The sequence below is a fragment of the Sandarakinorhabdus sp. genome, assembly GCF_041689835.1.
Lineage (GTDB): Bacteria > Pseudomonadota > Alphaproteobacteria > Sphingomonadales > Sphingomonadaceae > Sandarakinorhabdus.
Window position 1 is genome coordinate 1 of sequence record NZ_JBDNFM010000024.1, and the last position, 14,495, is coordinate 14,495.

A 14,495-nucleotide genomic window follows, 5' to 3' on the forward strand; every position below is an offset into this window, starting at 1 on the left:
CCAAGAAGACTCGAACTTCCACGGCCTTTCGGCCACAACGACCTCAACGTTGCGCGTCTACCAATTCCGCCATGGCCGCACACCAGAGAGATGGAGCGCCTGGACACTCCGTCGGTAGGAGGGCGCGGGTAGCAGGGGAGGGCTTGTGGTGCAAGCCCTTCCCGATGCCGCCCGCGCCGGCCAACATCAGTTATATTTGCGCAGCTCGTTCTTGGCGATGGCTGCGCGGTGCACTTCGTCCGGGCCGTCGGCGAGGCGCAGGGTGCGCTGGCCGGCATAGCCGCTGGCCAGGCCATAATCCTGGCACACGCCGCCGCCGCCGTGGGCCTGGATGGCGTGATCGTGGATCAGGCAGCTCATGTTGGGCGCCACCACCTTGATCATCGCGATTTCGTTGGCCGCGCCCTTGTTGCCGACCGTGTCCATCATATAGGCGGCCTTGAGCGTGAGCAGGCGGGCCTGTTCGATGGCGATGCGCGAATCGGCGATGCGTTCGTGCCACAAGCTGTGTTCCGAAATCGGCTTGCCGAAGGCGACGCGGCTTTTCAGGCGCTTCACCATCTTTTCCAGCGCGCGTTCGGCAGCACCGATCGACCGCATGCAGTGGTGGATGCGGCCGGGGCCAAGGCGGCCTTGCGCGATTTCAAAACCGCGGCCTTCGCCCAGGATCATGTTCGAAGCCGGGACGCGCACATTGTCGAGCAGCACTTCGAAGTGACCGTGCGGCGCATCGTCAAAGCCGAACACATTCAGGGGGCGCAGCTTGGTGATGCCGGGCGTGTCTAGCGGCACCAGGATCTGGCTTTGCTGCTGGTGGCGCGGGGCGGACGGATCGGTTTTGCCCATCACGATGGCGATCTTGCAGCGCGGATCTCCCACGCCCGACGACCACCATTTGCGGCCGTTGACGACATATTCGTCACCTTCGCGGCGAATCGACGTCTCGATGTTGGTGGCATCCGACGAAGCTACGCCTGGCTCGGTCATCAGGAAGGCGGAACGGATTTCGCCGGCCATCAGCGGCTTCAGCCACTGCTGCTTCTGCGCTTCGCTGCCATAGGTGCGCAGCACTTCCATGTTGCCGGTGTCGGGCGCGGAACAGTTGAACACTTCGGAAGACCAGCCGGCGCGGCCCATCAATTCGGCCAGCGTGGCATATTCGAGATTGGTCAGGCCGGGGCCTTTCCATTCGCCTGTGTCATGCTCGCAGATGTTGAGGAACAGGTTCCACAGCCCGGCGGCGCGCGCCTTGATCTTCAGCTCCTCGATCACCGGGATCACCTTCCAGCGCTCGCCTTCAAGGGCTTCCTGCTGGTAACGGGCTTCGTTGGGATAGATGTGCTCGTCCATGAAACCGTGCAGCTTTTCCAGCATGGCCTTGGTCTTGTCACTATGTTCGAAATGCATGGCAGAGCGTCCCCTTGTGGCGGATTTTGCATGTTGCAGCGCGTACGCTGTCACGCCTTACCCTGCTTGGCCACTGGCAAAAAGGAAAGACCGGGCGAATGCGTAGCTGCGTTGCTTCAGCCTGTGTCCACATTGGCAGCTGCACAATCGTCGCATGAATGAGCCGCCCGCTTCTTTCCCTCGCGATGTCAGCCGTCCGGCGCGGCGGTGGCTGCAGGGCGCAGCGGCGCTGGTGGCGGTGCTGGTTGGTGCATATGTCGTCCAGTATGTCACCAAGGGTGCATTCTGGAAATCGAGCTTTGAACGCTATGTTTCAGCCAGGTCCGGGCGGCCGGTGCGCGTTGCCGGCGAATTCCAGCTGTATCTGGCGCCCGGCATCAGATTTCGTGCCGATGGCCTGACCGTCGCCAACCCGGACTGGGCGGAAGCGGACCAGTTTTTCGCCGCTCGCCGCATCACCGCAAATGCGCCGCTGTGGCAGGCATTGTTTGGCGATCTGACCATTGCTGATCTGAGCGTCGACGGCGGCCGACTGGCGCTGGAACGCCGCGCCGACCGTGCCAACAGCTGGACGTTTGCTGGCGGGCCGATCGACTTGCCCGACATCGTTCGCGCCGCCGCCACCGACAGCCGCATCGCCGTGATCGACGCACCGACAGCCACACGAATGAACATCGTTCTGGACATGGTTGCCGGTACGGCGGGCGGCGGCCGGCAGCAGGTGGCCGGCCCGCTGCTGTTTGCCGGCACCGGAACAACGCACGGCGCGCCCATTGCCATCAAGGGCCGGCTGACCACACCCAACGAGACCGCCGCCGGCGGGCGGGTCGGGCTGGATGTGGCCGGGAACCTCGCCAGCACCCGCTTCGCCGCTGCCGGCACCCTCACAGGCGCGACCCGGATGGAGGGCGCCGATCTGCGCATCACAGTGGTGGGGCGCAATCTGCACGATCCCGGCCGCGTGTTTGGCGTCGCCTTGCCCGCCTCCCGGCCCTACACTCTGGCCGCCCACCTCACCAAGGCCGGGCGCGAATACCAACTTTCCCGGCTTAAAGGCACCATCGGCGATACCGATCTGGCCGGTGCTCTCACCATCGTGCCCGCCGCAGACAGCAAAAGCCGGGCCAAGGTCATTGGCGTGCTGACCTCGAACATTCTCGACATCAAGGATGTCGCCCCGCTGGTCGGCTATGATCCCGCACGGATCGAAGCCGGCAAGTCGGTGGTTGTGCAAGTGGCGGGGCGCCCGCGCCTGCTGCCCGATGCGCCGCTTGCCGCCGAGGCGCTCGGCACGCTCGACGCCGTGCTTGATTATCGCGCCAAGACTGTGCGCACCGGCAATTTGCCTTTCACCAATCTGCGCTTGCAACTTGGTTTGGACAACCGGTTGCTCAGCCTGTCGCCGTTGGCATTCGACATTGCCACGGGGCGGCTGATCGCCAAGATCGCCATCAATGCGCGTCAGCCCGCCGTGCGGACCGACTATGACATTCGGATCACGCAAATTCCGCTGGGAAAATTGTTCAGTGGTTTCAAAGTGGAAGCCTCCGGCACCACCGCGACCTTGCGGGGCCGGCTGCAATTGCGCGGGGTGGGAGACACGGTCCACGCTTCGCTGGCCAGTTCCAGCGGCCGGATCGCACTGGTGGTGCCAACCGGCACGCTGTGGGTGCGCAACACCGAACTGGCCGAGCTTGATCTGCAAAATTTTCTCACCGCAATGATCGGCAAGCGGTTGAAACAGAAACGCCAAATCAACTGCGGGATTGTCGCCTTCACGGTGACGGGCGGCAAAGCGGTAGCCGATCCGATCCTGATCGATACCGACAAGACGTTGTTCCGCGGCCGCGGCGGTTTCAATTTCGGCGATGAATCGCTGGCGATGTCGCTGGAAGGGGACAGCAAGCAGTTCAGCCTGTTTTCCGGCCAGTCACCGATCGCAGTGGGCGGCTGGTTTGCCGATCCGTCGGTAAACCCGATTTCGGCCGAGCTGCTTGGCCGTGGCGGCGCGGCCCTGGCGCTCGGCGTGGTGGCCACCCCGTTGGCTGCGCTGGCGGCCTTCATTGATCTGGGCGACGCCAAGGATGTCAATTGCGCCCCCATCCTCGCGGCCCGCCGCGACACCGCCGCCGGCCACGCTGCCAACGCCACGGCAAAACGCTGAAACTGTTGGGGGATGGTGCCGGATGAGGGGATTGAACCCCCGACCTTCGGTTTACAAAACCGCTGCTCTACCGCTGAGCTAATCCGGCCCGCTGCAGCGGATAGCGTTTCGGACGCGCCAACTCAACACCCGCGTATCAACACCCGCGTATCAACACCCATTCTGGCACGCCGGATCGGGAGACCACCAGACGATGCGGGCAATGGTGTCGCCGGCGGCGACGCGGGGATCGGTGGTGATCATGTTGATGCGGCCATCGGCGGGGGCTGCCACGGTTTCCAACAGCCGGCCAAAGGCGTCGCGCACTTCGGCGATGGGTTGGTCTTTCTTTACCGCACTGCCGATCGGCAGCAGCAGGCGGGCCCAGCCGGGCTGGCGGGCGCGGGCGGCGACGATGTCGTTGGCGACGGTCAGGCTGGCGGGCGGCGCCGTCACATTGCCGGGCAGCATCTTCATTTCGCGCATCAAGTTGATCAGCCCGGCCTCGGCACGCGCAATCATGGTGTCGTCGAACATTTCGGGCCGGCCCAGTTCCAGGGTGATCGCCGGCACACCATCATCGGTGAGCGTGTTTTCCACCGTGCCACGCTCGCCCTTGTCCATCTTGATGATGTCGGGCGCGACCAGTTCGGCCATGCGGCGGGTGCGGGGCGTGGAGGCAAAGGCATACATCATGTAGGCTGTGCCGCGCGACTGGGTGTGCAGATCGACCGCGCTGTCGGCATTGGGGCGGATGAGGCGGCTCCACTGGCGGCCGGCGAAATCGGCGATGGCAGTGCCGCCTTCCTTGCCGGGCAGTTCGCGGTTCAGGTTGGGCGCGCTGCGCGACCAGTCCGGCGTCCATTGCCGATTGGATTGCAGCAGGCCGGGCGGGTTCAGCCCGGGCACCAGCGTCACCGTGCCCGCCAGTTTTGCCGGATCGATGCCGGCCGCCAGGCGGTGCAGCACGGCAATGCCATTGAGTTCATCGCCGTGGATGCCAGCGGTGAGCAGCAGGCGCGGGCCGGGCTGGCCGCCCTTCACCACCACAACCGGCACCAGCCATGGCTGCCCAACCGGGCTCATCCCGGCGCGGAACCAGAAGCGCTGAACGGCGCCTGCGGCCAGATCGTTCACATCCAGCCGGTCGATGATGGTGACGCCGTCGAGGCTGCCGGCTGATTCTGTGGCAGCGAACACCGGCTGGGCTGACAGCATCGCACAGGCGGCAAATGCAGCAAATCTGGCGCGCATCAGGCCTCGCCGGGGGCCGATGCGAGGATGCGCAGTGCGTGGATGCGATCGGGTGCCACCAGATCGCCCAGCGCGGCATAAACAGCACGCTGCCGGGAGATGCGGCTTTGACCGGCAAAGGCGGCGGCGCTGATCTTGACGGTGAAATGCGTTTCGGCATCGTCGCCGCGATGGCCGGCGTGGCCGTGATGCGACGCGCTGTCGTCGATCACCTCCAGATGCGCCGGCATGAGCGCGGCAACCAAGCGTGATTGGATTTCTGCGGCAACCTTGCCCATATCTTCTCCTTTGGAGCCGTTTATAGACCGGAGCCGGAACAAAGGACGAGCGTAATTTCAACCCAGAACCAACCACGACACAGCCGGTGGCACGGGCGGGTGGAAACGCCGCAGCCCCAGGCCTGTGCGTGGCCGGATTGCGCGGGCACGGGCGAATTTCGCGCCCCGCGGTCCAATCGGGTGCCGGGCGATGTGGGCGGGTGGCAGTTTTTGTGCCTTGATCATGTTCGCGCCTTCAACACCCGCTATAATTTTTTCGACGGCCTCTCGACCGACGAGATTTACGCAGCTCAGTCGCCATTGGCGGGCTGGGAAAAGACGGCGGTGAAGGGTGGGCGCATGGCGTTCTCGATCGGCGATCCGCATGGGCTGTTCGATGGGCCGCTGCGCCAATCCCGCCCGCGTCCCAATGGCCCCGCCGCGCGCTGGGCCGATACCGGCGATGCTCAGGCGCTGGGCGCATTGGGGCTTGACCGGGGTGCCGCGCCGGCCGACATCCGCCGCGCCTACCGCGGGCTGGTGCGCCGCTACCACCCTGACACCAATGGGGGGGACCGTAGCCACGAAGGAAAGTTGCAGGCAGTGGTCAACGCCTTTACGCACCTTAAGGCTGCAGCCGGATACAAAATGGAGTCGAACAAGACGTGAGCGATATGCACGAAACCCCGCCGGTCGCGATGAGCGCGCCGGATACCACGGTGGACGCCCGCGAGGTGTTTGGCGTCGATATCGACATGGCTGTGCCGGCCTTTTCGGTGAAGGACGAGCGAGTGCCCGATCTTGATCCGGCCTATGTGTTCGATCCAGACACAACGCTGGCGATCCTGGCCGGTTTTGCCTTCAACCGCCGCGTGATGGTGCAGGGCTATCACGGCACCGGCAAATCCACCCATATCGAGCAGGTGGCGGCGCGGCTCAACTGGCCATGCGTGCGCATCAACCTTGATAGCCACATCAGCCGCATCGATCTGATCGGCAAGGATGCCATCGTGCTGCGCAATGGCGCGCAGGTGACGGAATTCCGCGAAGGCCTGCTGCCGTGGGCGCTGCAAACCCCCACGGCGCTGGTGTTTGATGAATATGATGCCGGCCGGCCCGACGTGATGTTCGTGATCCAGCGCGTGCTGGAAGTCGAAGGCAAGCTGACCCTGCTCGATCAGAACCGGGTGATCCGGCCCAATCCGTGGTTCCGGCTGTTTGCCACTGCCAACACCGTGGGCTTGGGCGACACCACCGGGCTGTACCATGGCACCCAGCAGATCAACCAGGGCCAGATGGACCGCTGGAGCATCGTTGCCACCCTGAATTACCTGCCGCACCACACCGAAAGCGCCATCGTGACGGCCAAGGTGAAGGAATTCGACACCGAGACCGGGCGCAAGACTGTTTCGAACATGGTGCGGGTGGCCGACATGACGCGCGCCGGCTTTATGGGCGGTGACATCTCCACGGTGATGAGCCCGCGCACGGTGATCACCTGGGCGCAGAATGCCGCCATCTTTGGTAATGTCGGCTTTGCCTTCCGCCTGAGCTTCCTCAACAAGTGCGACGAATCCGAACGCAGCATCGTGGCCGAATATTATCAGCGCGTGTTTGGCGAGGATCTGCCCGAAAGCATCGCGGGCAAGGCGAAGAAGTAGCGCATGGCGGAGACCAGCCCCATCGAGGATTTCCGGCAGGCGGTGGCCGCGACCATGCGGGCGCTGGGCCATGCGCCGGATATGGAGCTGGCCTATACCGCCGACAAGCCGGGATGCTTTGGCGAGCAGGCGCGGGTGCCGCAGCCGGCGCGGGCGCTGCCGCCCGAACAGGTCGCTGAAGTGCGCGGCTGGGCGGACAGTTTCGCGCTCAAGCGCCGGTTCCACGATGCCAAGCTGCACGGCGCCGACCAGCCGGAATCGGGGCTGGCGCGGGAGATCTGGAACGCGGTCGAGCAGGCGCGGTTTGAATCGTTGGGCGCTGCCGAAATGGCCGGGGTGGCGCGCAATCTTGAACGCATGACCGAAATGCGCGTGCGCACCGATCCGATCGTGCGCGCCCGCACTGCCGAGGAAGTGCCGCTGGCCACCGCGCTCGGCCTGATGGTGCGCGAACGACTGAGCGGCGCGCCGGTGCCGAGAGCCGCCGAAGCGGCAGTGGACATGGTGCGCAGCCAAATCGAGGAACAGGCGGGCAGCCATCTGGATGCCTTGGCCGGAACCATCGAAGATCAGGCCGCCTTTGCGCAGATGATCCGTCATGTGCTCGCCGATCTGGGCCTGGGCGCCGATCCGGACGAGGCCAGCGACGAGACCGAGGAAAGCGACGGCCAGGACGAGGAAGAACAGCCCGGCGAAGACAGCGAAGATCAGGAACAGGACGAAGGCGGCGGCCAGGACCAGTCCACCGAGACGCGTTCCGAGGAGTCCGGTGACGCACCCGATGATGCCGAGCAGCGCGAAGTCGAAATGGACACCGATCAGGTGTCGGATGCCGAGATGGGCGACGAGGGCCAGGAAGGCATGATGCCGTGGCGGCCCAACATGCCGCTTTCGGATTTGCCGCCCGATTTCGAATACAAGGCGTACACCAACAAGAATGACGAAGTGGTGGGCGCTGCCGAGCTGTGCGACGACGAGGAGTTGACGCGGCTGCGCGCCTATCTCGATCAGCAATTGATTCCGCTGCAATCGGCGGTGACCAAGCTGGCCAACCGCCTGCAACGCCGGCTGATGGCCCAGCAGAACCGCAGCTGGGATTTCGATCAGGAAGAAGGCATGCTGGACGCGGCCCGGCTGGTGCGTATCGTCACCAATCCGGCTCACGCCCTCAGTTACAAGATCGAACGCGAAACCAATTTCCGTGATACAGTGGTAACGCTGCTGATCGACAATTCGGGCTCGATGCGCGGCCGGCCTATCTCCATTGCGGCCATTTGCGCCGATATTCTGGCGCGCACTTTGGAACGCTGCGCGGTGAAAACTGAAATCCTGGGCTTTACCACCCGTGCTTGGAAGGGCGGACAGAGCCGTGAGGCGTGGCTGGCTGCTGGCCGTCCGGTCAAGCCGGGGCGGCTGAACGACTTGCGCCACATTGTCTACAAGCAGGCCGATGCGCCATGGCGGCGGGCGCGCAAGAATCTGGGCCTGATGATGCGCGAAGGCCTGCTCAAGGAAAATATCGACGGCGAAGCGCTGTTGTGGGCGCACGACCGGCTGGTGGCGCGTAACGAGGATCGCCGCATCCTGATGGTGATTTCCGATGGTGCGCCGGTGGACGATTCAACCCTGAGCGTGAACAGCGGCAATTATCTGGAGCGCCATCTGCGCGCCGTGATCCGCCAGATCGAAACCAAGAGCCCCGTTGAGCTTATTGCCATCGGCATTGGCCACGACGTGACGCGCTATTACCGCCGCGCCGTCACCATCATGGATGTTGAACAATTGGGCGGCACCATCATCGACAGCCTCGCCGCGCTGTTCGAGGAAGGCGGCGGCGGTGGGCGCAACGGCGGTCGCCGTGGCAGCGGCCCTCGCCGCCGTTGAGCTTGAACTTCAGTTCTGCAATTCTTGCAGTTGTGGGGCCCATTATTGCCTTCAAGGCCGCGACCGGCGGTACGGAGTGGATTTCTTCCGTTAGGGTGACGTGAAATCCCGCTTCCGAGGCTCGACGCCAGCTGGGTTGTGCCGCAGCCCCCGCTGGGCTGCAACTGTGTCGGGTCAGGCGCGTTAACGCAGCATAAGTTTCTATCTTATTGTAGTTAGATCTGGTTAACTACCTCAACAGCAAGACCGGGTTGCGCCTGTACTGTTGTCGGGGGGATGCGTTAATGATGGATCTGGGCTTGCCAGTGGCGGCGCTCATGCCGGTTTCCCGCCGTGGCCTGATTGCCACCGGTATGGCAATCATCGCTGGAGCGTCGGGCGCGCAAGCGCAAGTGCAGGTTGGCGTCACCGGGGCACCGACTCGTGAAGAAATCGATCCATCGCGCCGGCCGCAATTCACGCAGCCCAGCCGGCTGATCGTCGATGGCGACATCGAACGCAGCCCCTGCGCGTTGGCCGATCCGGCCTATGCCAACATCAAGATGACCATCAATCGTGCCGAGTTCAACAATCTGGCCCCGGTGGCGGCCGGTGATATGGATTCGTTCTGGAAGCCGCTGGTCGGCAAGGAAGTGCCGATTTCGGCGCTGTGCGAGATTCGCGATACCGCCGCCACTCATTTGCGCCGGCTGGGCTATCTGGCCGCCGTGCAGGTGCCGGCGCAGCGCATCGAAGGCGGCGTCGTGCGGTTCGAGGTGCTGTATGCCCGGCTGACGGCGGTACGGCTGCGCGGCGATGTCGGCCGCAACGAAGGCCAGGTGGCGCGCTATGTCAAAAAGCTCGCCACCGGCCAGCCGTTCAACCGCATCGAGGCCGAACGTTATCTGCTGCTGGCGCGGGACTTGCCGGGCATGGATGTGCGGCTGGCGCTGAAGCCGGCTGGCGGCATTCCGGGCGACATGGTGGGCGAAGTAAGCGTGCGCCGCCGCCCGTTCGAGGCTGATCTGGTGCTCAGCAATCTGGCCCCATCACAAACCGGCCCGTGGGGCGGGCAGGTGCGCGTGCAGGCGCATGGCCTGACCGGGCTGGGCGATCACAGTTTCATTTCCTATTACGCCACGTCCGATTTCAACGAGCAGCAGGTGCTGCAGGCCGGGCATGATTTCGCCATCGGCGGCGAAGGGCTGCGGCTGGGCGGCCGTGTCACCCAAGCCTGGACTCGGCCCGGCCTTGGCCCCGCCGTGCCCGATGTCGATGCCCAAACACTCTTCGCCAATATCGAGGCAAGCTATCCGTTCAAGCGCAGCCAGGCTGCCACATTGGTGGGAAAGGCCGGTTTCGATCTGGTCAATCAACGGGTCGAATTCAACGCGGCGCCATTGTCGCGCGATCGGCTGCGGGTGGCCTATGCCCGCCTTGATGGCGAATGGCAGGATATGCGCGGCCGCGGCCCCGGCGGCACCACCGCGTGGCGGCTGGGCGCCAGTCTCGAACTGCGCCGCGGCCTTGATGTGTTTGGTGCCAGTCCCGATTGTGTGGCCAGTCTGGCGGTGTGCGCTGGAATTGGCGTGGTGCCGCCCAGCCTGCTCAACGGCAACCCCACTGCCACCGTGCTGCGCCTCACCGGCCTGGCCGAATTGCGCCTGAGCAAGACCCTCACCATCGCCGTGCAACCACGCGGCCAGATCGCCAGCGGCGCAGTGTTTGGGTTCGAACGTTTTGCACTGGGCAATTACACGGTGGGCCGCGGTTATGATCCCGGCGTGCTCACCGGTGACGACGGCGCCGCCTTCAACACTGAACTGCGCCACGATGCCATCACCCTGTCGCAAGGCTGGAAACTGGCGGCCCAGCCTTATGCGTTTGTGGATGCCGGCTGGGCCTGGTCGCGCGGGCTGTCTCGGGGGCTCGGCCCCACGCCGGACAATCCGGTAAGCCTGGTTTCGGCCGGTGCCGGCGCGCGGCTGGTGATCGGCGACCGCGCCCGTCTTGATGTGGGCGGCGCCGTCGCCCTGAAGGATGCCGGCCCGACCCGCGCCGGCGATGTGCGATTGCTGGTGACCTTTACCACCCGCCTGCTGCCCTGGAGGACCCGCTGATGCGCCTGTTCGACGAAAGCGCCCCAGCCCGCACTGGCGTATCCGCCCGCAGCCGCGCTGCCACCCGCCTGTCATTGGGCGCGTCGCCAGCTGTGCTGGCCGCCGTGCTGGCGCTGCAGCCGCAGGCGGTGCAAGCGCAGGCGTTCCAAGGCACCGAAACGGTGATCCTTGGCGACGTGACTCGCGGCAACAGCGGCACCAACGATTTCTTCATCGTCAACGCATTGCAGAACACCATCAACTGGGTGCCCACCGATACCGCTGCGGGCCCCGCGCCGATCAATTTCCTGCCCGCAGGGGCCACTGCGTCGTTCAGCGGCGGGTCCGGCACCAATGGCGCCAATTACACCGTGCTCAACCGCATCATCGCCGCCGATCAATCGCGCGCGATCCAGTTTGCTGGCTCCGTGAGCAGCGATGCGGCCGGGCGCATCTGGTTTTATGCGCCGGGCGGCCTGCTGCTCGCCGGCACGTCGCGGTTCAACGTCGGCAGCCTGTTGCTCACCGCCAATGATCCGGTGGGCGCGGCCGCTGGATTGCCTTATCTGGATGCTGCCAACCGCTTCCGCTTGCAAGCGGCCGCAACCAGCACCGCAGCGATCAACACTGAGGCCGGCGCGCAGATCAACGCCGTCAACAGTGGCAGCTATGTCATTGCCGTGGCACCGCGCTTCACCCATGCCGGCGCCATCAACGTAAACGGCTCGGCGGCGTTGGCGGCGGTGAGCGACGCCAGCTTCACCTTAAACGGCGGCCTGTTCGATATCACCGCCTACGTGGGTTCGGACGCTGGCAACAGCTCTGTCACCGGGAGCATCACCGGCCCGGCCGGCAATTCCGGGCAGGGCGTGTACAATCGCGTCTATCTGATGGCGGTGCCGCGCAACGACGCAATGACACTGCTGATCAGTGGCGGAGCCCAGATCGGTTTCGACATCGCGGGGGCGGCCGTTATTGACGGCAACGCCATCGTGTTGTCGGGCGGGTACGACATTCGCGGCGCAGTGGCGGGCGGCGGCCTTGGCCAATTCGGCGATGCACCGGCGGCGGGCAGCGTGGGTGCGGCGACGATCCGGGCCACCGCTGCTGACCTCTCGTCCAATGTGGCTGTGCGTTCCAAAAATGTCGCTGAAGTGATAACACAGACTGGTGCGGTCTCAGCGGCGCGAGATCTCGAAATTTTTGCCGATACTGAGGCCAGCGCGGGGGCTGCAAACGGAAACACGCTGTTCGTGGGTCGCAACCTGACGGTCGATGCATCCAATTACCTGATCGGCAACGCGGGCGCCAACCGCACGGCGGGCAACGCACTGGTGAATGTGCTGGGTGCCAGCGCGGTACAGGCCGGCACGCGAACAACAGTTCGCGCTGTCGGAACCGGGGACAGCGCCAGCGGCGCTAACCAAGCCGGCGGCAACGGCTCCGGGGGCACGGCACAAGTCAATGTGTCTGGCGGCAGCATCCTAAACAGCTTTTTCATCACTGTGGATGCCAGCGGCACTGGCGGCGACGCGCTGGCGGGCAGAGGCGGCTCAGGCACGGGCGGGAACGCCTTTATGCAGGTTAATGCCGCGGGTCAGGTGGTGACGCAGTTCCTGAGAATTACGGCCTCCGGGCTCGGCAGTCTGGGCGAATCGGGGCAATTGTCAGGCAACGCGCAGGGCGGCACCGCCCGCCTGACGCTCAACGCCGCCACTGCCGGCCTGACTCAAACTGCGATCAACGTCGAAGCCAACGCAAGTTACAAAGTCCGTGAGGGCACGGCGCATCTGGGCGCCGGGCGAGTCACTGGCGGGACCGTCAGTGTCGATGTTCAAAACGGTTCGGCGCTGACGGCGCAGTTCTTGAACGTCAATGCCAATGCCCTGTCCGCTGGCGGCAGCGGCAACAACGAATATTTTGGCGGTAATGCCAGCCTGATCGTTAGCGATATCGGCGGGTCCACCAGCGTCGCCGTGCAATCGATGAGGATCCTGGCTTCGGCCACCGCATCGGATGGCCAATTCGGCGGCAACACGGCGGGCGGGGCGGCAACTGGTGGTTTTGTTCGCCTGTTGACGACTGGCAATCCAACCATATCCGGCACCCAGATCCTTGTTTTCGCCGACGCAGTTGGCGGTAACGGGGCCGATGCGATCGGTGGCAATGCGCTGGGTGGGCGCGCGCATCTCGATATGCAAAACGGTGGTTCGCTGCTGATCTCGGGCAACGTGGACATAGGTGCATCCACAGTGGGCGGCAATGGCACCATCGGCGGCAGCGCCGCCGGCTGGGACAACGGCGATGCCAACCCGCCCGCCGTTTTCATGCGGCTTGGGCGCAATGTGGGCGGCGCTGATCAGGGCATCCAGATCGGCGGCGGTTTGTTCCTCGACGCGTCTGCAAGCGGCGGGTTGGGCAGCACGGGAGTGGGCGGCGCGGCGCGCGGCGGATTTGTGGTGCTGCGTGGGCAGTCGGGCACCATCAGCGCAAATTCGGTCTCGCTGCTGGCCGATGCCACGGGCGGCTTTGGCGTTGGCGGCGGCGCGGCGCGATCGGGCCGCCTGTTTGGCGGCTTTGACAACGCCAATCTGACAACCACCGCTCTGACCTTGAATGTGGACGCCGCGGGCGGCAGTGCCACCGACGGTGGCCGCGGCGGCGATGCCACGGTTGGCCAGGTTTTCTTCTTGCTGTCGTCGCTTGAAAATGGGCCGGGCACGGTGGTCAATGCCGGTTCGGCCACTTTGCTGGCCTCGGCGCGGGGCGGCGCTGGCGGCGGCAGCAGCTTGGTTGCCGGTGATGGCGGCAACGCGTTCGGTATTGATCCAAACGCGACCGAACTTCAGATCGCGGTCGTCTCGCGGCCGGCGCGGTCCAGCTTCATTGCCAGCCAGTTCGTGATCGACAACGCCGTGGCCGGCGGCGAAGGCGGCGCCGGCTTTGGGACGGTCAATGGCGGCAGGGGCGGCAACGCCTTGGGCGGTCAGATAAACATCGGCACAGCCAGCGGCCCGGTTACTCCCGCGACGAACCGTTCAACCTTTGATTTCGGCTCCCTCTATTTCGTCGACGGCCGAGTGACCGGCGGGGCCGGCGGCGGCATAGACGGCGATGGCATGGGCGGGCGTGGCGGTGATGCCACGGGTGGCAGTGCAAGCCTGCTGGCGCGCGGCACCCCGGTCACAGCCGGCGCTGTCAGTATCGATACCTCGGCGTTTGGCGGCAATGGCGGCAACAGCGGCAGTGGTGATCTGGGCGGCGGCAATGCCGCGGGCGGTGAATCGCTGATTCTGGCGACGCCGCACTTCACGTCGGGTCTGCCTGTTGATGTGGCGATCACCGGGCCGGTCACGCTCACGGCGAATGGTCAAGGCGGCAGCTCACGCGGGGTTGCTGGAATCGGCCAAGGCGGCGCAGCCTATGTTCGCCTGCAGCGGCACGAGGCTGCCGGCGCGGCTCCCGTCACCGTTGTAGGCAGCTTGTTCATCGATGGCCCGCTGGTGGCCGATGCCAGTGGCTTGGGCGGTACGGCGCTTGGCTTTGGAGCCACCGGCGGAGCCGGCATTGGCGGCGCCGTGGACCTGATTGCCGAAGGTGGCAGTTTTGATTTGCGGGGCGGCGCCCTGTTGACGGCGACCGGCGCGGGGGCGCCGGGGTTCACCGGCAACACCGGCCTGTCGGGCGGCGCCGGCGGCGCGGCAACCGGCGGCACTGCCACGGTGACCGTCCGGCCCGGCGGCAACCTGACGATGCCCAACCTCGCTGTGGACGTGTCGGCGCAGGCCGGCTTGGGCGGCGATGGCGGCAC

The 14,495-nt window shown here is 65.2% G+C and carries 9 protein-coding genes and 1 tRNA gene; 6 read left to right on the forward strand and 4 right to left on the reverse strand.

Features of this window, described 5'->3' with window-relative positions; genetic code table 11:
- Nucleotides 1–186: 186 nt before the first annotated feature.
- Nucleotides 187–1,407 carry an acyl-CoA dehydrogenase family protein gene (locus tag ACESL8_RS01090; RefSeq protein ID WP_372915025.1) on the reverse strand — a complete coding sequence of 407 codons (1,221 nt, stop codon included), beginning with the start codon at nt 1,405–1,407 and terminating at the stop codon, nt 187–189.
- A 154-nt stretch (nt 1,408–1,561) separates the two neighbouring features.
- Here ACESL8_RS01090 and ACESL8_RS01095 point away from each other — a divergent pair, with 154 nt between their 5' ends.
- On the forward strand, nt 1,562–3,571 hold the full coding sequence (locus ACESL8_RS01095; protein ID WP_372915027.1) for an AsmA family protein: 2,010 nt from the start codon (nt 1,562–1,564) through the stop codon (nt 3,569–3,571).
- A 13-nt stretch (nt 3,572–3,584) separates the two neighbouring features.
- Here ACESL8_RS01095 and ACESL8_RS01100 read toward each other — a convergent pair.
- The 3 genes from ACESL8_RS01100 to ACESL8_RS01110 form a co-directional block, all read right to left on the reverse strand.
- Nucleotides 3,585–3,659 (reverse strand) — tRNA-Thr (locus tag ACESL8_RS01100).
- Nucleotides 3,660–3,721: 62 nt separating this feature from the next.
- Nucleotides 3,722–4,804, reverse strand: coding sequence for a succinylglutamate desuccinylase/aspartoacylase family protein (locus ACESL8_RS01105; RefSeq protein ID WP_372915029.1), 1,083 nt, complete (start codon nt 4,802–4,804; stop codon nt 3,722–3,724).
- Nucleotides 4,804–5,082 (reverse strand): BolA family protein, encoded by a 279-nt coding sequence (locus ACESL8_RS01110; RefSeq protein ID WP_372915031.1) that lies wholly within the window; start codon nt 5,080–5,082, stop codon nt 4,804–4,806. The genes ACESL8_RS01105 and ACESL8_RS01110 overlap by 1 nt, the downstream gene beginning before the upstream one ends.
- Nucleotides 5,083–5,274: 192 nt before the next feature.
- Here ACESL8_RS01110 and ACESL8_RS01115 point away from each other — a divergent pair, with 192 nt between their 5' ends.
- The 5 genes from ACESL8_RS01115 to ACESL8_RS01135 all read left to right on the forward strand — a co-directional run.
- Complete coding sequence (locus ACESL8_RS01115) at nt 5,275–5,730, forward strand: DnaJ domain-containing protein (protein ID WP_372915033.1); 456 nt, start codon at nt 5,275–5,277, stop codon at nt 5,728–5,730.
- A 5-nt stretch (nt 5,731–5,735) separates the two neighbouring features.
- Entirely contained in the window at nt 5,736–6,722 is a 987-nt protein-coding gene (cobS, locus tag ACESL8_RS01120; RefSeq protein ID WP_372915041.1) for a cobaltochelatase subunit CobS, read from the forward strand.
- Nucleotides 6,723–6,725: 3 nt separating this feature from the next.
- A complete protein-coding gene (gene cobT, locus ACESL8_RS01125) occupies nt 6,726–8,606 on the forward strand; it encodes a cobaltochelatase subunit CobT (RefSeq protein WP_372915035.1) in 1,881 nt (626 codons plus the stop codon).
- Nucleotides 8,607–8,890: 284 nt separating this feature from the next.
- Complete coding sequence (locus ACESL8_RS01130) at nt 8,891–10,705, forward strand: ShlB/FhaC/HecB family hemolysin secretion/activation protein (RefSeq protein ID WP_372915037.1); 1,815 nt, start codon at nt 8,891–8,893, stop codon at nt 10,703–10,705.
- The coding region (locus tag ACESL8_RS01135) for a beta strand repeat-containing protein (protein ID WP_372915039.1) at nt 10,705–14,495 on the forward strand (3,791 nt) is incomplete at its 3' end. The genes ACESL8_RS01130 and ACESL8_RS01135, both read left to right, overlap by 1 nt.